Raw genomic sequence first — 18,105 nt, 5'->3', positions numbered from 1 at the left:
CTTTGGCGCGCCACGACAAGCCTTGGAATTTAATCGATGTCGAACGACACGCCCTGCGCAAGCGGCAGCGCCTTGGAATAATTCACCGTATTGGTGGCGCGCCGCATATAGGCCTTCCAGGCATCGGACCCCGACTCGCGGCCGCCGCCGGTCTCCTTCTCGCCACCGAAGGCACCGCCGATCTCGGCCCCTGACGTGCCTATATTGACGTTGGCGATGCCGCAGTCCGATCCGTCGACGCCAAGGAAGCGCTCGGATTCCTGCAGGTCACGGGTGAAGATCGACGACGACAGCCCCGCTCCCACCGCATTGTGCTCGTCGAGCACGGCATCGAAGTCGGAATATTTCAACACATAGAGAATCGGCGCGAAGGTCTCCTCCGTCACCGGCGAAACCTGCCGCGGCATTTCGACCAGCGCCGGACGCACATAGTAGGCCTCGGGGTGACCGTTCTCGACCCGCATTCCGCCGGTTATCTTACCGCCATGCGAAGCCGCCTCCTCCAGCGCCTTCTGCATATTCTCGTAGGCAGCCTTGTCGATCAGCGGGCCAACCAGAGCGCTTGTCTCCAGCGGATTGCCGACCGAGACGCTCTCATAAGCCTTCTTCAGGCGCGGAACGAGCTGGTCATAGACGCTCTCATGCACGAACAGGCGCCTGAGCGTCGTGCAGCGCTGGCCGGCCGTGCCCATGGCGCCGAAGGCGATAGCGCGGAGCGCCATGTCGAGATCGGCCGTCGGGCAGACGATGCCGGCATTGTTGCCGCCGAGCTCCAGCACCGCACGGGCAAAGCGCTTCGCCAGCCGTGGGCCGACATCCCTGCCCATGCGTGTCGAGCCGGTGGCCGAGACCAGCGGCACCCTGGGATGATCGACCAGGATCTCACCGACGGCGCGATCACCGATCAGCACCGGCGCCAGCCCCTGCGGCGCGTCCGTGCCAAAACGCTTTACCGCGCGTGCAAAAATCGCTTCGCAGGCGAGCGCCGTCAGCGGTGTCTTCTCCGACGGCTTCCACACCACCGCGTCGCCGCAGACCAGCGCAAGTGCTGCGTTCCACGACCACACCGCGACCGGAAAGTTGAAGGCCGAGATGACGCCGACGACGCCGAGCGGATGCCAGGTCTCCATCATGCGATGGCCGGGACGCTCGGTGGCGATGGTCAGGCCGTACAATTGCCGGGAAAGACCGACGGCGAAATCGCAGATGTCGATCATCTCCTGCACTTCGCCAAGACCCTCGGACGGGATCTTGCCGACCTCGATCGATACCAACCGGCCAAGCTCGGCCTTGTGTGTGCGCAATTCCTCGCCGAGCAGCCGCACCAGCTCGCCACGCTTGGGAGCTGGCACCTGCCGCCACGCCAGGAAAGCTTTGTGGGCATTGTCGATGGTCGTTGCCGCATCGGCCGGCGAGATGGTGTTCAGCGCGGCGATCTGCTCGCCGGTCACCGGGCTGCGCACGATAAGATCGCCGCCCGTAAGCGCGCGCTCGGCAACGCCCAGTTTCGCCAGAAGCCCGGCCGTTTCCATCGCAATCGTCATTTTTATCCCTTTCAGATGCCGTCGCTTATATGGCGTCGGCCCAAACTTTTCGCCATACCGGTTCCCTGCCGGTCGGCATACCAGGCGCTGTCATGGCGTGGCATTACGCGTTTCAGGGAGAAATCGCCACCCCGGCATGGTCCAAGCCGGCGTCCGACTGTTGAACCAGCCAGATAGAGCGAATCAGTGTGCCGTCTTGGCGGTTTCCCGCACGGCGCTTTCTTTCATCAGCCGGTCGATATGCATGCGGATATGCGCTGCCTCGGCGGCCGTATTGGCAAGCGCGATGGCGCGGTCGAAAGCGACGCGCGCCTCCTCGCCGCGGCCAAGCTGCATCAGCAGTCCGCCCTTGAGGCCGAAGAAATGGAAATAGCCGGAAAGCCTTCCCTCCAGCGGCTCGATCATGGCGAGTGCGGCTTCCGGTCCACGCACCTTGGAGACCGCGACGGCGCGGTTGAGCGTCACCACCGGCGACGGCTGCATCTGCTCGAGCAGGCCGTAGAGCAGGTCGATCTCGTTCCAGTCCGTATCCTCGGGCTTTTCCGCCCGCGCATGCAGTGCGGCGATCGCCGCTTGCACCTGGTAGGGACCGGGCTTGCGATGGCGCAACGCCTTATCGACCAGCGCCAGGCCTTCATCGATCATCTTGCGGCTCCACAGGCTGCGGTCCTGGTCTTCGAGCAGCACGATCTCGCCGTTCTCGTCGAAGCGAGCAGGCGAGCGTGCATGCTGCAGCAGCACCAGCGCCGTCAGCCCCATGATCTCCGGCTCGGTCTGGAACAGCCTGAGCAGCAGGCGGGCCAGCCGGATCGCCTCTTCGCAAAGCGGCGCACGCGCCGAAGCCTCGCCGCTGTTGCTGGAATAGCCTTCGTTGAAGATCAAGTAGACCATGGCGGCGACGGCGGCGAGCCGTTCGGAGCGCTCGACCGCTCCCGGCGTCTCGAACGGCACCCCGGCCTCGGCGATACGCGCCTTGGCGCGCGTGATACGCTGCTCCATTGCGCTTTCACCGACGAGGAAGGCGCGGGCGATCTGCTTGACCGTCAGGCCGGAGACGATGCGTAACGCCACCGCGATCTGCTGTGTGGCCGGCAGGTCGGGATGGCAGCAGATAAACAGCAGCCGCAAAATATCGTCGCGGTAATGCGCCCCGTCCAGCCGCTCGGCGACGTCGCTCTCGGCATCCTCCAGATCGGAGATCTGGTCCTCCTCCGGCAGCGGCGCCTGCTTGGCGCGCTTGCGCACCGCATCGATGCCGCTGTTGCGGCCGACGAAGATCAGCCAGGCTGCCGGATCGCGCGGAGGACCGTTTTTCGGCCAGTTGTTCAGTGCCCTCAGGCAGGCATCCTGGAATGCTTCCTCCGCCGCGTCGAGGTCGCGGAAGTAGCGCAGCAATGCCCCCATCGCCTGCGGGCGAGCGGTGCTGATTGCCGTGCTGATCCAGGCGAGTTCGGTCATGCGGAAACCTTGGCGGGATTGAAGAACGAGACCGGCCGGATTTCGTACGAGCCGCCGCTCGGGTTGACCTCGGAAAGCTCGCGCGCGAAGTCGACGGCCTCATCGAGGTCGGCGCATTCGAGCGTGTAGAAGCCGAGGAACTGTTCCTTGGTTTCGGCAAACGGGCCGTCGATGACGATCGATTCGCCCTTGACCTTCCTCAGCGTCGTCGCCGCGGTCGTCGGCAAGAGCCGCGCCACCGGGCCAAGCCGGCCCGCCTGGGCATATTTTTCCTGGACACCGATAAGCTTTTCCATGACTGCGTCGTCCTGCTCCTTGCTCCAGGAGCAGACGACGTCTTCGGAGGCATAGCAGAGGATCGCGTAGAGCATGGGTCGTCCTTTTCTCTGTCAAAGGACGAAACACTAGGACCGATGCCGACATGGCGTCGACAAAAAAATACGCTCCCGGTCTGGCGTCATTCCCTCGCCTTCAGCCATCTCAAGACCAAGGCCTCTTCGTCGTCGAGCCCGGCGATCGAGCGCTTGCCTTTGTTGGCATCCGCCATTTCGTCCAGCAGCCGTCCTTCGGACCAGGCGCGGAACACTTCCGGATGGATGTAGCATTGGCGACAAACCGCGCGCGTATTGCCGAGCCGCTCGGCAACCTTGTCGATGACATTGTTCATCACCCGCTTTTGCTGCGCCTGGCTTTCGGGACGTTCGGTTTGCGCAAACAGCGACGCCGCATGAATGGTGCCACCCCAGGTTCTGAAGTGCTTGGAGCTGAACTCCGCTCCGGGGTTCTCCCTGATATAGCGGTTGACGTCGTCTGAGCGCACCGGATGCCTGTTTCCGTCCTCGTCGAGATACTGGAACAGTTTTTGGCCCGGCAGGTCCTGCGCTCCACGCACGACCTTGGCAATCCGGCGATCGACAAGCTTCAATCTCCATTCCTTGCCGGATTTACCGATGAAGGCAAAACGCAGGCTCGAGCCCTTGATGTCGACATGGCGGTCGCGCAGCGTGGTCAGCCCAAAACTCTTGTTGTCGCGGGCATAGGCGGCATTGCCGACACGGATCATCGTGTTGTCGAGCAGCCAGACGATAGCCGCAACGACGCGTTCCAGCGGTAGGCCGTGACGGCGCAAATCGACGTCGATCTGCCGCCGCAGTTCGGGCAGGCTTTCGGCGAAGGCGATCAGGCTCGAATATTTGACGCCGTCACGCTCCTCCGCCCAGTGCGGGTGATAGCGGTATTGTTTGCGTCCGCGCTGGTCCCGACCGGTCGCCTGGATATGACCATCGGGGTCTGGCGAGATCCACACATCCGTCCAGGCCGGTGGAATGGCGAGCGCCTTGATGCGTGCCAGCGCCTCCCCGTCGACAATCCGCCCGTCGGGTCCTTTGTACGAGAACCCTTTGCCCGAACGCAGCCGGCGAATACCGGGTTCAGTGTCGGTGACATAGTTGAGCGAGGCCCGAACGGCCGAGGCTTGCGCGCCGTTCTCCAGCGCTCCGTTCTGCGGCACCCCGTTTTTTGGTGCAGCTTTCCTCACAGCCGATTGGCCAGACGACGACCCGGATTTGTCCAGCATGTCCTCTCCACGGAATTTCCGTAGATAAGCCGCTTGCCGGCTGCGGGTTCCAACGCCTCTTGATCTCTTGGTTCCAGAACAGCCTATCGACGTCGCCGTGCAACGAAGACGTGCGTCGTCACGCCTTTTCGAGCACGACCGGAATGACGTCGACCGCCTGCTCGCCGACCTGTCCACCAGTGGTTTTCAGCACGCCGACGATCGGCGCCACATCGGAGTAATCGCGGCCGTAGCCGACCGTGATATGGTCGTTGCTTGCCCGCATGCCATTGGTCGGATCGAATTCCTGCCAGCCGGCATCGCGCCCGCACCACACCTTGACCCAGGCGTGCATGGCGTCGGCGCCTTCGAGCCGCGGCTTCCCGCGCGGCGGGATGGTGCGCAGGAACCCGCTGACATAGCCCGCGGGAATACCGAGGCCGCGCAGGCCGGCGATCATGATGTGGGAAAAATCCTGGCAGACGCCGCGCTTCAGGCCAAAGGCGTCGCTGGCCCGCGTCTGCACGGTGGTCGCCTCGCCGTCATAGGTGAAATCGCGGTGAATGCGGTTGCACAGAGCCATGGCCGTGCCGACTGTCGAACTGCCGGCACTGCCTTTCGCATAGGCAGTGATTGCCGCGTCGATGCCGGCATGATCGCTGGCGGCCAGAAAGTGATGCGGCGAAGCCGGCGCCAGCGAGTGCACTGCGCCGAGTTCTTCCCTCAGCCGGCGTATGTCCGGCGATACGTCGAGCCCGGGTTCGGGCCGCGACACTGAAACACGCGCGCTCATCCTGATGTCGAGCGCATCATGCGCGTCACGAAAGGCGATCGAGGTGACACTGTTGCCGAAAAAGTCGGAAAAGTCGGAACGTTCGCTGGGCGCCGGCACAAAAGACAGTGAAGCGGCGATGACGCGCTGCACGCCAGGGATGGTCGGCGGCAGCACGCGCACTTGATGGCGGCCGCCGCCGGCCGCCGCATCATAGTCGTAACGCAGGTGGAGCCTGATGTCGTAGAGCATGCTGTCTCTACCCGAAATAGGCTTTGGCGAGGCTGTTGTAGAGCCCGCCGATTTCATTGGCGAGATCGCCGAGGGCCTTGGCCGTCATGTCCGAGGGCTCCTTGATGGCGATCGACGTGTTGAGCTGCAGGATTTCCTTGGCCGCCGGCGACATATGGCCTTCAGCGCCGACAGCGGGCAGCAGCGCGATTTCGGCTTTCAGCCGTTCGAGCTGGAAAAGGATTGAGCGCGGGTTGAGCGGATCGAGCGCCAGAAGGTCGACCACCGTGCGCCGCCCCGCCTGCACCGGATATTGCCGACGGTGCGTCATGACGCTGTCGCCGATCTCCAGCATCATGTCGAGCGCGCCTTCCGGCGCCTGGGCTCCGGTCAGCCGGGCGAGCGTGCGGGCGATCTGGATGCCGCGTTCGAGCCTGCGGCCGATTTCCAGGAAACGCCAGCCGGCAAAGCGGTACATGTTCTCGTGCAGCAGGCCGGAAAACCCGGCCAGCTTGCGCAGGATGACCGTCATTGCCCTTGTCGCGTCGTCGCCCGGCGCCACTGTCGCGGCAAATTGATGGATGGTCTTCGACAGATCCTTCAATGCCAGCCAGCCATCGGGCGAGAAGCGGTCACGGATCTGCCCGGCGCTGTAAACGGCGCTGTCCAGCGTGCCGATGAGCCCCAATGGGATTGCCGTCTCGACGTCGATGCCGAACGGCGCGAGATAGTCGCTGATATCGGCGAGCAGCGGCATCTCGGGATCGGATGTCTCGGCCAGCCGCACATGGTAGGCGCGCAGGATGCGCACCGTGTCTTCCGACCGCTCGATATAGCGGCCGAGCCATGTCAGGTTCTCAGCCGCGCGGCTGGGCAGGCTGCCGGGCAAGGTTCGGGTGAAGCTGTCGTGCTCCTGCGGCAGCAGCGTCTCGCGCTCGACCGGCCTGTCGCTGACCACCCAGACATCCGCCGCCTGGCCGCCGCGCTGCATGGCGATGGCGGTCGGGTCGAGCGAGAAGCCGACACGGGCAAAGCCGCCCGGCATCACCGTCCAGCCTTCCGGCGTCCGCGCCAGATAGACGCGCAGGCTTGCCGGCCGCGGCTCCAGCCAGCCGCCGACATAGACAGGCGTGGTCGACAGCGTCACCGCTTCCTGGCCGACGAAGTCGCCGCCGTCCCGTTCGATCCTGGCGACGAGTTCGGCCCGTTCCTCGACCGACAGCGCTGACCCGAGCTTGGTCGAGCCGTCGTCCTCGAAGGCAAGCCGCGTCGACAGCGCCGGGCCGATCACCATGCTATCGATATTGGCGAGCACATGCTCACGCTCCGTCTCCTGCCCGCACCACCATGTCGCGACCGTCGGCAGCAGCAGTTCCTCATTGCGCAGGGCGCGCGAAATCTTCGGCAGGAAGGCGAGCAGCGCGCGCGTCTCCATCAGGCCGGAACCCAGTGCATTGACGGCCGAAACCGCCCCTTGCCGGACCGCTTCGACCAGCCCCGGCGTGCCGATCTGCGAGTCCGGCCGCAATTCAAGCGGATCGGCAAAGGCGGCGTCGAGCCGCCGCCACAAGACGCTCACCGGCATCAGCCCCGAAACCGTGCGCACCATCAGCCTGCCGCCCGAGACGGTCAGGTCCTCGCCCTCGAGCAGCATGATGCCGAGATAGCGGGCGATATAGGCATGTTCGTAATAGGTTTCGTTCAGCGGTCCCGGCGTCAGGATGGCGACACGGCCGCCGGCTTGCTTGGCCATGCCGATCAGCGCGTCGCGGAAGCGACGGAAGAAGCCGGCCAGGCGGTGCACATGCATCTCGCCGTAGATGTCGGACAGCGCCCTCGTAGTGGCGACGCGGTTCTCCAGCGCGAAGCCGGCGCCCGACGGCGCCTGTGTGCGGTCGCCAAGCACCCACCAGCGGCCGTCCGGGCCACGACCGAGCTCGAAGGCGCAGAAATGCAGGAAATGGCCGCTGGCCGGCCTGGTGCCGACGACCGGCCGCAAATATTCGGGGCTGGCCGCGATCAATCCGGCCGGTAGAATGCCTTTCTCGACCAGCCGGTTCGGACCGTAAATGTCGGCGATGGTCTCCTCGAACAGATCGGCGCGCTGGACCAGGCCGGCGCTGATACCAGCCCATTCCTGCTCCTCGATCAGCAGCGGCACATGCGCCAGCGGCCATTCCCGCTCGTTGGCGCCGGCCTTGTCGTAGACGCGGTAATAGACGCCGGCATCGCGCAGGTACTGGTCGGCGCGGGCGAAGCGCTGGGCAAGCTTTTCCGGACCCAGGTCCTCCAGCGCCTCGATGAAGTGCCGCCACGCCGGCCGCGGATTGCCCGACGCATCGACCATCTCGTCGACGACGCCTTCGATCGGCTGATAGTGCTCCAGCAGACTGTGGGTTTGCGGCTTGCTGCGCAGCCTTTTGTGATTCCCCTTCGCCATGGCTGATCAGAGTCTTTGCGGCCGCCGAAGGTCAAGGGTCATCGGGAAATCTTCAGAGGCTTCTTCGTTGCGCAGCACATAGCTGGACGGCGTATGGCCACGTGGTTCGAAGCGGGCGAGCCGCCGCGCCTCCGCTTCGTTGCCGTTGACCGGGAAGGTGTCGTAGCTGCGCCCGCCGGGATGTGCCACATGGTAGACGCAGCCGCCGACCGCGCGGCCCGACCAGCGGTCATAGATGTCGAAGACCAGCGGGGTGTTGACCGGTAGCGCCGGATGCAGGCCCGACGCCGGCTGCCAGGCCTTGAAGCGCACGCCGGCCACTGCGATCTCGCGGTTGTCGGTCACCTTCATCGGCACTACGCGGCCGTTGCAGACGACGGCGTGACGCTCCGGGTTGAGCCCATCGGTCTTCACCTGCAGCCTTTCGACGGAGGAATCGACAAAGCGTACGGTGCCGCCGATCGCGCCTTGCTCGCCCATCACGTGCCACGGCTCGAGCGCCTGCCTGAGCTCCAGCTTGACGCCGGCATGCTGGACCTCGCCGCAGAACGGGAAGCGGAATTCGAGCTGGGCGTCGAACCATTCCGGACGGAACGCAAAGCCGTTCAGCTTGAGGTCGTCCAGCACGTCGAGAAAATCCCCCCAGACATAATGCGGCAGCATGAAACGGTCGTGCAGCGAGGTGCCCCAGCGCACGAAGCGGCCGTCGAGCGGGTTCTTCCAGGCCCGGGCGATGATGGCGCGCACCAGCAATTGCTGCGCCAGGCTCATGCGCGCGTTGGGCGGCATCTCGAAGCCGCGGAATTCGACCAGCCCGAGCCGGCCGGTCGGCCCGTCCGGCGAAAACAATTTGTCGATGCAGATTTCCGAGCGATGCGTATTGCCCGTCACGTCGGTCAGAAGGTTGCGGAACAGCCGGTCGACCAGCCACGGCAGGGGTGCCGCGCCCTTGTCCGGATGTGGCACCTGCGCCATCGCGATTTCGAGTTCGTAGAGCGAATCGTGGCGTGCCTCGTCGAAGCGCGGCGCCTGGCTGGTCGGGCCGATGAACAGGCCGGAGAAAAGGTAGGACAGCGACGGATGTCGCTGCCATTGCAGCACCAGGCTCTTCAACAGGTCGGGGCGGCGCAGGAACGGACTGTCATTGGGCGTGGCGCCGCCGACGACGACGTGGTTGCCGCCGCCGGTGCCGGTGTGGCGGCCGTCGATCATGAACTTGTCGGCGCCAAGCCGCGTCTGCCGCGCCTCTTCGTAGATCGCCGTGGTCGTCGCCACGCAATCCTGCCAATTCGCGGCGGGGTGGATATTGACCTCGATGACGCCGGGATCGGGTGCGACACGGATGACATTGAGGCGCGGATCGTGCGGCGGGCCGTAGCCCTCGATGTGCACCGGCAGGCCGATCGCCCTTGCCGCCTTCTCCGCCGCCGCCACCAGTTCGAGATAGTCCTCCAGCGCCTCGACCGGCGGCATGAACACACAAAGCCGTCCGTCGCGCGGCTCGACCGAAAGGGCCGTGCGCACGGCGCCGCCGATCTCGGTAATCTCCTGTTCAACGCGGTCCTGCTGGCCAGTAACGGCCGTAAAGGAGACCGCCTGCTGGCGTCGCGCCATCTCGTCGGCGCCCTCCAGTTCGGCCGCAGCGGGCGACGAAGCAGAACCGGGCAAGATCGCCTCACGCGCCGGCAGTGGTCCGCGCGGCAGCGATGGATCGACCGGGACTATGTAGGGGAACTGCGCCGGCGGCACATAGGGCAGCGTGCCGAGCGGCAGGCGGTAGCCGACCGGCGAATCGCCGGGCACCAGGAACAGCCTGCCGCGCCGCGTCTTCCATTTCTCCGAGCGCCAGCGCGGTCCGGAAGCCTGGCTGTTCCAGCGCTGGACGGGCAGCACATAGCCCGACGGCTTGGTCAGCCCGCGTTCGAACACCCGCGCCATGCGGCTGCGCTCCTCCGGATCCTCCAGCTTCGAATTGGAAGGATCGACGTTGTCAGGCAGCTTGCCTTCCTTGAGCAGCCACTCGGCCGGATCCTCATAGGCTTCGCTGACCATGGTCTTGTCGATGCCGAGTTCGTCGGCGATCGCCGTCAGCAGGCCTTCGGCCTGCTTCGGTCCGACATCCGCCTCGCTCTTTTCATGCGCGATCAGCGACGGGTCGCTCCACACCGGCTCGCCGTCGGTGCGCCAGTAGAGCGAGAAGGTCCAGCGCGGCAGGCTTTCGCCGGGGTACCATTTGCCTTGCCCGTAATGCAGGAAGCCGCCCGGCGCGAAGCGTTCGCGCAGCCGGCGGATCAGCGCGTCGGCCTTTTCGCGTTTGGTCGGCCCGACGGCGGCGGTGTTCCACTCTGCAGCCTCGAAATCGTCGATCGAGACGAAGGTCGGCTCGCCGCCCATGGTCAGCCGCACGTCGCCGGCCTGGAGCGCAGCATCGACCTGGACCCCCAGCGCGTCCAGCGCCTGCCAGCTCTCGTCGGAGAACGGCTTGGTGATGCGCGGATGCTCGGCGATGCGGTCTACCCGCATGTCGAAGCCGAATTCGACATTGGCGAAGCTCGCCATGCCGGAGATCGGCGCGGCATTGCGGAAATGCGGCGTTGCCGCGAGCGGCACATGGCTTTCGCCGGTGAGCAGGCCGGAGGTCGGGTCGAAGCCGATCCAGCCGGCGCCCGGCAGATACACCTCGCACCAGGCATGGAGGTCGGTGAAATCGGTCGCCGTGCCGGGCGGCCCGTCGAGCGCAACGAGGTCGGGTTTGAGCTGGATCAGGTAGCCGGAGACGAAACGCGCGGCGATGCCGAGGTTCCTCAGTATCTGCACCAGGAGCCAGCTGGAATCGCGGCACGACCCCTTGCCGGCGGCCAGCGTTTCCTCGGGCGAGAAGACGCCGGTTTCCAACCGCACGATATAGGCGATCTCGCGCTGCAGCCGCGCATTGAGGTCGACGACAAAATTGACGGTGTTGGTCGGGTGGCGCGCGAGGGTTTTCAGGAATGCCTCCAACAGCGGCCCCGCCGGTTCCGGCGTTCGGTAGATGGTCAGATCGTCCCGGATCTCTTCGGGGTATTCGAACGGAAACGTCTCGGCCGACGGTTCGACGAAGAAATCGAACGGATTGTAGACCGTCATGTCGGCAACGAGATCGACCTCGATCTTCAACTCCGTCACCGGCTCGGGAAAGACGAAACGGGCAAGGAAATTGCCGTAGGGGTCCTGCTGCAAATTGACGAAGTGGTTTGCCGGCCCGACCTTCAGCGAATGGCTGAGCACTTTGGTGCGGGAATGCGGCGCAGGCTGCAACCTTATGACTTGCGGGCCCAAGACGACCGGCCGGTCGTATTTGTAGTGGGTCAGGTGATAGACGGCTGCCAGAATTGCCATGGTGCCCCTGAAGTCGGCGTTTCAAAAGGAGTTCGCTGAACCCTGACACGAATGCTGACCATTCTCCAAGCAGAGATGTTGCGCTGCACCTAAATTAAGCAGCTTTCACAGCTTCACGAAACGGAGCGCCGACCTGGGATTCCGTGGCGTGGCGGCAAGACGTTGCAACGGTGCAGAGCCGAAGGCCGGCGGGTCAGCACCGGGCGCTTCCCGCCGACATTGATGTCAGCAGCACGCGCGATGCTTGGTCGAAAAGAGCTGAAAAGAAAAACCCGCCTCGGTGAGCGGGTCGTCGGTGCGAATTAGCACCATAGCGAAATTAATAGCATAGCTGCCGGCACAAAGCAAGAACAAAATGTGGCGCCGTTGGCGAAAATTGCCGATCTCCCGCCTTGCGAGGGGAGATGCCAAGCAGTGGCGCTGGAAGCGGAGGACACCTGCCAATGCTAAAAGAACGCCTGCAACCCGGTCTGCGCCCGCCCGAGGATCAGCGCATGCACGTCATGCGTGCCCTCATAGGTGTTGACGGTTTCCAGGTTCTGGGCGTGGCGCATGACGTGGTAGCCTATCTGGATGCCATTGCCGCCATGCATGTCGCGGGCCTGGCGGGCGATGTCGAGCGCCTTGCCGCAATTGTTGCGCTTGACGAGCGAGATCATCTCCGGCGCCATCTTGCCTTCATCCATCAGCCGCCCGACGCGCAGGCTGCCCTGCAGGCCGAGCGCGATCTCGGTCTGCATGTCGGCGAGCTTCTTCTGGAAAAGCTGCGTGCCGGCCAGCGGCTTGCCGAACTGCTTACGGTCGAGGCCATACTGGCGGGCGCGGTGCCAGCAATCCTCAGCCGCGCCCATGGCGCCCCAGGAAATTCCGTAGCGCGCCCGGTTGAGGCAGCCGAACGGTCCCTTGAGACCCGAGACGTTGGGCAGCAGCGCGTCCTCGCCGACCTCGACGCCCTCCATCACCACTTCGCCGGTGATCGAGGCTCGCAGCGACAGCTTGCCGCCGATCTTCGGCGCCGACAGCCCGTTCATGCCCTTTTCCAGGACAAAGCCGCGAATCTCGTTGTCATGCGCGGCCGATTTTGCCCAGACGACGAACACGTCGGCGATCGGCGCGTTGGAAATCCACATCTTCGAGCCGGAGATCCTGTAGCCGCTCGCGGTCTTCTCGGCCCGCGTCTTCATGCCGCCCGGGTCGGAACCGGCGTCAGGTTCGGTCAGGCCAAAGCAGCCGATCCATTCGCCCGACGCCAGCTTCGGCAGGTATTTCTTGCGCTGTTCTTCCGAGCCATAGGCGTGGATCGGATACATTACCAGCGACGACTGCACGCTCATCATCGAGCGATAGCCCGAGTCGATCCGCTCCACTTCCCGCGCGACCAGCCCGTAGGTGACGTAGTTGGCGCCGAGCCCGCCATATTCTTCCGGGATGGTGATGCCGAGCAGACCGGCCTCGCCCATTTCGCGAAAGATCCCGGCGTCGGTCTTCTCCTCGAGATAGGCTTCCTCGATCTTCGGAGCGAGCTTGTCGGCGGCAAACGCCGCGGCGCCATCGCGCACCATGCGCTCGTCCTCCGAAAGCTGGTCCTCGATCAGGAAAGGATCATCCCAGACGAATGCGTTCTTGTCGGCGGCCATGGCTCTCGGTCTCCCAAACTCATGCATGTCGCCCAAAGCTTGCCCGCGGGCCTGACCCGAGGGTGTTCGGCAGCTTGGAGATAACGACATGCATCGAAACAGAAATCTTGAAACGCGCGGCTTATCGGCTCCCGTCCTGAAAAAATCAAACGAAATAGCTTCGCCGATCCATGAGCATTGGTGATGGATCATCAATGTCGAGCGCCGCCGTCTGACCTGGCGACGCAGCCCGGCTCGCGAAATTACTTCCGCTTCAACGCATCGGCCAAAGCGGCGCCGAACGCGCCCTGCTGCACCGGCCGCTCCGGCTGGCGTTGGGGCGCGGGCGCGCGCGGCACCGGCCTGCTGCCATTGTCGCGCGGCTTCGGTGCGCCACCGTCGCCATCCTTGCGCATCGACAGACCGATGCGCTTGCGCTTGATATCGACGTCGACGACACGCACCTTGACCACGTCGCCGGCCTTGACCACCTCATGCGCGTCCTTGATGAACCGATCGGCCAGTTGCGAGACGTGCACCAGTCCGTCCTGGTGCACGCCGATATCGACGAAGGCGCCGAAGGCGGCGACATTGGTGACAGTGCCTTCAAGCTGCATGCCGGGCTTCAGGTCCTTGATGTCGTCGATGCCGTCGGCGAAGGTCGCGGTCTTGAAGCCGGGGCGCGGATCGCGGCCGGGCTTTTCCAGCTCCGCCAGGATGTCGCGCACCGTCGGCAGGCCGAAGCGCTCATCGACGAAGACGCGCGAATCGAGCGCCTTGAGTGCGGCGCTGTCGCCCATCAGCGAGCGGACGTCGCGCCCGCAGGCCGCAACAATCTTCTTGGCCACGCCATAGGCCTCCGGATGCACGGCCGAGGCATCGAGCGGTTCGCTGCCGTTTGGAATGCGCAGGAAGCCGGCGCATTGCTCGAACGCGCGGGGTCCAAGGCGGGAGACCTTCAACAGTTCGCGGCGGCTGGCGAACGGGCCGGAGGCATCGCGATGCGCAACGATCGCCTCGGCCAGCGATGCGCCGAGACCCGAAACCCGCGCCAGAAGCGGCGCTGACGCCGTGTTGAGATCGACGCCGACGGCGTTGACCGCATCCTCGACCACCGCTTCCAGCGAGCGGCCGAGGCGGTACTGATCGACGTCGTGCTGGTACTGGCCGACGCCGATCGACTTGGGCTCGATCTTGACCAGTTCGGCGAGCGGATCCTGCAGGCGCCGCGCGATGGACACTGCCCCGCGCAGCGACACGTCGAGGCCGGGAAATTCCGCCGCCGCCGTTGCCGAGGCGGAATAGACCGAGGCGCCGGCTTCGCTGACGATCACCTTGAGCGGCTTCGGCCCGGACCCGGCAGGCATATCAGCCAGCATGTCGGCCACCAGCCTTTCGGTCTCGCGGCTGCCGGTGCCGTTGCCGATCGAGATCAGCTCGACCTTGTGCAGCCGGATGAGCTTGGCCAGTTCGGCCTGCGTGCCGCGGACATCGTTCTTCGGCGGGAATGGATAGACCGTCGTCGTCGCCAGCAGCTTGCCGGTGCCGTCCACCACCGCCACCTTGACGCCGGTGCGAATGCCCGGATCGAGCCCCATCGTCGGCCGCGAGCCGGCAGGCGCGGCAAGCAGCAAATCCTTGAGATTGCGGGCGAAGACATGGATGGCTTCTTCTTCGGCCCGCTCGCGCAGATCGCGCATCAGATCGAGCGTCAGGTGCAGCGACAGCTTTATGCGCCAGGTCCAGCCGGCGACCTCCAGCAGCCAGCGGTCTCCCGGCAACTGGCGGCCGATGGCGTAGGTATCGGCGATCATCCGCTCAACCGGCTTCACCGGCGAGGCATCATCGGCATCGACCTCGATGTCGAGCGACAGAAACTCCTCGTTGCGGCCGCGCAACATGGCCAGCGCGCGATGGCTCGGCACGTTGGCCCAGCGCTCGACATGGTCGAAATAGTCGGAAAATTTCGCGCCCGCCTCCTGCTTGCCGTCGACGACGCGCGACCGCAGGAAGGCGCGTTCCTTCATGTAGGTCCGCAATCTGCCGACCAGATCGGCATTCTCGGCGAACTGTTCGGACAGGATGTCGCGCGCACCCTCGAGCGCCGCCTTGGTATCGACGACGTCTTCGCTGATGTAGGCGAGCGCCAGCTCGGCGGGTACAGCCGTACGGTCGGCGAGAATAGCTTCCGCCAGAGGCCCGAGCCCGCGCTCGCGTGCGATCTCGGCCTTGGTGCGGCGCTTCGGCTTGTAAGGCAGATAGATGTCTTCGAGTTCGGCCTTGGTGCCGGCCGCAGCGATCTTTGCCTCGAGCTCCTCGGTCAGCTTGCCCTGCTCGCGGATCGAACCAAGGATGGTGTCGCGGCGCGCGTCGAGTTCGCGCAGATAGGCGAGCCGCTCGGCGAGGTCGCGCAACTGCGTGTCGTCGAGGCCGCCGGTGACCTCCTTGCGGTAGCGCGCCACGAACGGCACGGTCGCGCCGTCGTCGAGCAAGCCGATCGCCGCCGCAGCCTGTTCGGGCCGCGCGGCGATCTCGGCGGCTATGATGGTTGCGATGCGCTTGATGTCGGCTGCCATGTCGGTCCTGCTATTCGTCGAAAAGAGACGCGACCATAGGCGCGGAGCACTGCTGCGCCAACTGCGCCATTTTCAACCCGGCGAGAGGTCCACAGGAAAGGTCGGCTGTCTGGATCGGATCAGACCATCCGGCTCAGCGCCTCGAAGAAGGAAACCATATCCAGATCGAGCGGATCGTCGACCGGTACCGGCTGCGACGACATCTTTGCGATTACCATTTCGGCCTTCGGATTGACGTAAAGCCACTGGCCGTGGATGCCGATGCCGCAGACGGCGCCGCTTGCCGCGCCCGTCTGGTACCATTTGTTGCGGTAGCGGCCACGCGGAAACAGGAACGCCATCGTGCCGCGCCGCCAGGCCTCGGCGTCACCGCCAGTTTCGGCCGTGTCGCGCACCCAGGCTTCCGGCACGACACGGCGGCCATTGGCCGTGCCGCCTTGCCGCATCATCTCGCCGACGCGCGCGAGGTCGCGCGGTGTCACCGAAATGCCGCCGGCGGTGCGCGCCGTACCTTCCATGTCGACTGTCACCGAGGCGTCGCTGACGGCGCCGAGCGGCGCCCATAATTTTTCGTGCATCAGATCGGCGAAGCGCCGGCCAGACGCACGTTCCAGCAGGATGCCGAGCAGGTCGGAATTGGGCGAACGGTAGCGGAACGTCCGGCCATGCGGCTCGGCCAGACCCTGCAGCGTCATGAGGAAAGTGGCCAGGCTCTCGGTGCCCCCGCCCGGATTCCACAGCATGGCGCGGCGGTAGCGGGCGAAGGCACTTTCCGGATCGAGATAGGCCTCTTCGAAATCGAGGCTGACACTCATGTCGAGCACGTGCCGCACACGCGCGTCGCCATAGGCCGAGCCGACGGCTTCGGGCAGATAGAGGCTTACCGGTGCCTGCGGATCGAAAATCCCCTCGCCTTCCAATATGCCGGCAACAATGGCGGTCAGCGACTTGCTGATCGAAAAGACGATGTGGCGCGCCCCAAACCCCATATGCGGCGCGAACCAGTCGCCGACGAATTTGCCGCGTTTCATGATCGTCAGCGCGTCGGTATCGGAGCGCCTGAGAAAAGCCGCGACCGTCTCCGCCCCGCCTGCAAGCGCGACCTTTTCACCAAGTAACCCGCCGAAATCCTGGGCCGGCGCTTCGCTGCTGCCCGGCTGTGCCGCCACGGCAGCGCTCGGCACCAACTCGCCGACATTCTGGAACGACCACCGGCTGAACGGGCTTTCGCGCCAGTTGCCGAGCAGCACTTGCTTGCGGGCAAAGCCGTATCTGGTTTCGAACGCGGTCTTGCCGGTCATGGTGGTCCTGCGGATTTCTTTGAGGTTCAGGCGAGCGCCGCGGCAATGGCATGCACGGCCTTCAGCGTCGCCACCGAATAGCCGATGTTGGTGAAATCCGGATAGCTCGAAAGCTTCACCACGACCATTTTCGTATCCCAGTCGATACGGATCAGCTGCCCGAACACGCCCCGGCACATCAGCGCTCGCGAGCGCGGGTCCTCGATCCAGAACTGGTTGCGGTAGCTGCCTTCCGGCAGGCTGGGACTGAAATCCGGTCCATGCCTGCCATTGCGCGTCGCCTCGATCCAGTCGGCCGGTACGATGCCGCCTCCATTGTCGAGGATCAGCTGGCCGAAGCGGCCATAATCGCGCAGCGTGGCGTTGAAACCGCCGTCGGCGACCGCATAACCGGCGCTGTCGACAGTGAAGCAGGCGCTTTCATCGGCGCCGAGCTTTTGCCAGAGCTCTTCCGAAATCAGCTGCGCCAGCCTTTTGCCGCTCACCCGCTCCATGATGAAGGCAAGCACGTCGGTCTCGATCGAGCGGTATTCGAAGGCGGCGCCGTGCGGCCGGCTCTTTTCCTTGAGCCCCAGGATCAGTTCGAACATATGCGATGGCCAGCGGAAGACCGGATCGCTGCCCGGCGGCACCGGCTTCCAGCCGATGGCTACATCGACCTGGCCGATGTCCGAATGGGGATCGGTGTATTCCTCGGAAAAGCGCACCCCGCTCGTCATGTCGAGCACATGCTGCACGCTGGCGCCTTCCCAGCCGGTCGGTTCCAGCTCCGGCAGATAGGTCGTCACCGGCAAAGCCGGATCGATCAGCCCGCGCCCGACCAGTATGCCGAACACCGAGGCGGTGACCGACTTCGCCATCGACTGCGACAGATGCAGCGTGCGCTCGGTCATGCCGTTGAAGTAGCGCTCATAGGCGACCTTGCCGTCCTTGAGCACGAGGAACCCGTCCGTATAGGTCTCATCGAGCAGTCCGGCGAGTGTCGTCGGCTGACCCATGCTGTCGTTCACCGGCAGCGCGTCGAGATCGACCTCGGCGCGCTCGAAGCGATGCCGATGGCCATTGCCGCGCCAGACTTCGACGGTCGGCAGGATTTCGCGGATATGCTGGAACGCCCAGCGGTTCCATGGCGGCCGGTCCCAGTCGAGCTTCGGCGGCACCATCCGCGGCGGCGAACCCTGCATGATCGGCGGCGCCGGTTCGCTGTTGCGATAAGATTTCATCCAATCCCCTT

General features: G+C 64.8%; 11 protein-coding genes. All 11 read right to left on the bottom strand.

Annotated elements, in window-relative coordinates; translation table 11 throughout:
- Positions 1 to 29: 29 nt before the first annotated feature.
- The 11 genes from amaB to NKJ91_RS01090 all read right to left on the bottom strand — a co-directional run bounded on the left by amaB (position 30) and on the right by NKJ91_RS01090 (position 18,094).
- Entirely contained in the window at positions 30 to 1,544 is a 1,515-nt protein-coding gene (gene amaB / locus NKJ91_RS01140; RefSeq protein ID WP_352454112.1) for an L-piperidine-6-carboxylate dehydrogenase, read from the bottom strand.
- 183 nt (positions 1,545 to 1,727) lie between these two features.
- Positions 1,728 to 3,002, bottom strand: coding sequence for an RNA polymerase sigma factor (locus NKJ91_RS01135; RefSeq protein ID WP_352454111.1), 1,275 nt, complete (start codon positions 3,000 to 3,002; stop codon positions 1,728 to 1,730).
- Positions 2,999 to 3,373, bottom strand: a complete 375-nt coding sequence (locus tag NKJ91_RS01130) for a YciI family protein (protein WP_352454110.1) — start codon at positions 3,371 to 3,373, stop codon at positions 2,999 to 3,001. The genes NKJ91_RS01135 and NKJ91_RS01130 overlap by 4 nt, the downstream gene beginning before the upstream one ends.
- Before the next feature lie 86 nt (positions 3,374 to 3,459).
- Complete coding sequence (locus NKJ91_RS01125; RefSeq protein WP_352454109.1) at positions 3,460 to 4,578, bottom strand: DNA topoisomerase IB; 1,119 nt, start codon at positions 4,576 to 4,578, stop codon at positions 3,460 to 3,462.
- Between the two features lie 118 nt (positions 4,579 to 4,696).
- Positions 4,697 to 5,581: a transglutaminase family protein gene (locus tag NKJ91_RS01120; protein ID WP_352448166.1), complete on the bottom strand. Its 885-nt coding sequence runs from the start codon at positions 5,579 to 5,581 to the stop codon at positions 4,697 to 4,699.
- A gap of 7 nt (positions 5,582 to 5,588) precedes the next feature.
- Entirely contained in the window at positions 5,589 to 8,000 is a 2,412-nt protein-coding gene (locus NKJ91_RS01115) for a circularly permuted type 2 ATP-grasp protein (RefSeq protein ID WP_352454108.1), read from the bottom strand.
- Between the two features lie 6 nt (positions 8,001 to 8,006).
- On the bottom strand, positions 8,007 to 11,378 hold the full coding sequence (locus NKJ91_RS01110; RefSeq protein WP_352454107.1) for a transglutaminase family protein: 3,372 nt from the start codon (positions 11,376 to 11,378) through the stop codon (positions 8,007 to 8,009).
- Positions 11,379 to 11,824: 446 nt separating this feature from the next.
- Positions 11,825 to 13,015 (bottom strand): acyl-CoA dehydrogenase, encoded by a 1,191-nt coding sequence (locus tag NKJ91_RS01105; protein ID WP_352454106.1) that lies wholly within the window; start codon positions 13,013 to 13,015, stop codon positions 11,825 to 11,827.
- A 242-nt stretch (positions 13,016 to 13,257) separates the two neighbouring features.
- A complete protein-coding gene (locus NKJ91_RS01100) occupies positions 13,258 to 15,570 on the bottom strand; it encodes a Tex family protein (protein ID WP_352454105.1) in 2,313 nt (770 codons plus the stop codon).
- Positions 15,571 to 15,689: 119 nt separating this feature from the next.
- Complete coding sequence (locus NKJ91_RS01095) at positions 15,690 to 16,871, bottom strand: serine hydrolase domain-containing protein (protein WP_352454104.1); 1,182 nt, start codon at positions 16,869 to 16,871, stop codon at positions 15,690 to 15,692.
- A gap of 26 nt (positions 16,872 to 16,897) precedes the next feature.
- Positions 16,898 to 18,094, bottom strand: a complete 1,197-nt coding sequence (locus NKJ91_RS01090) for a serine hydrolase domain-containing protein (RefSeq protein WP_352454103.1) — start codon at positions 18,092 to 18,094, stop codon at positions 16,898 to 16,900.
- Positions 18,095 to 18,105 lie beyond the last annotated feature (11 nt).

This window comes from Mesorhizobium sp. M0040 (assembly GCF_040323505.1).
GTDB lineage: Bacteria > Pseudomonadota > Alphaproteobacteria > Rhizobiales > Rhizobiaceae > Mesorhizobium.
The sequence above is the reverse complement of the archived record's forward strand: the minus strand, read 5'-3'. Positions and strand labels throughout refer to the sequence as shown.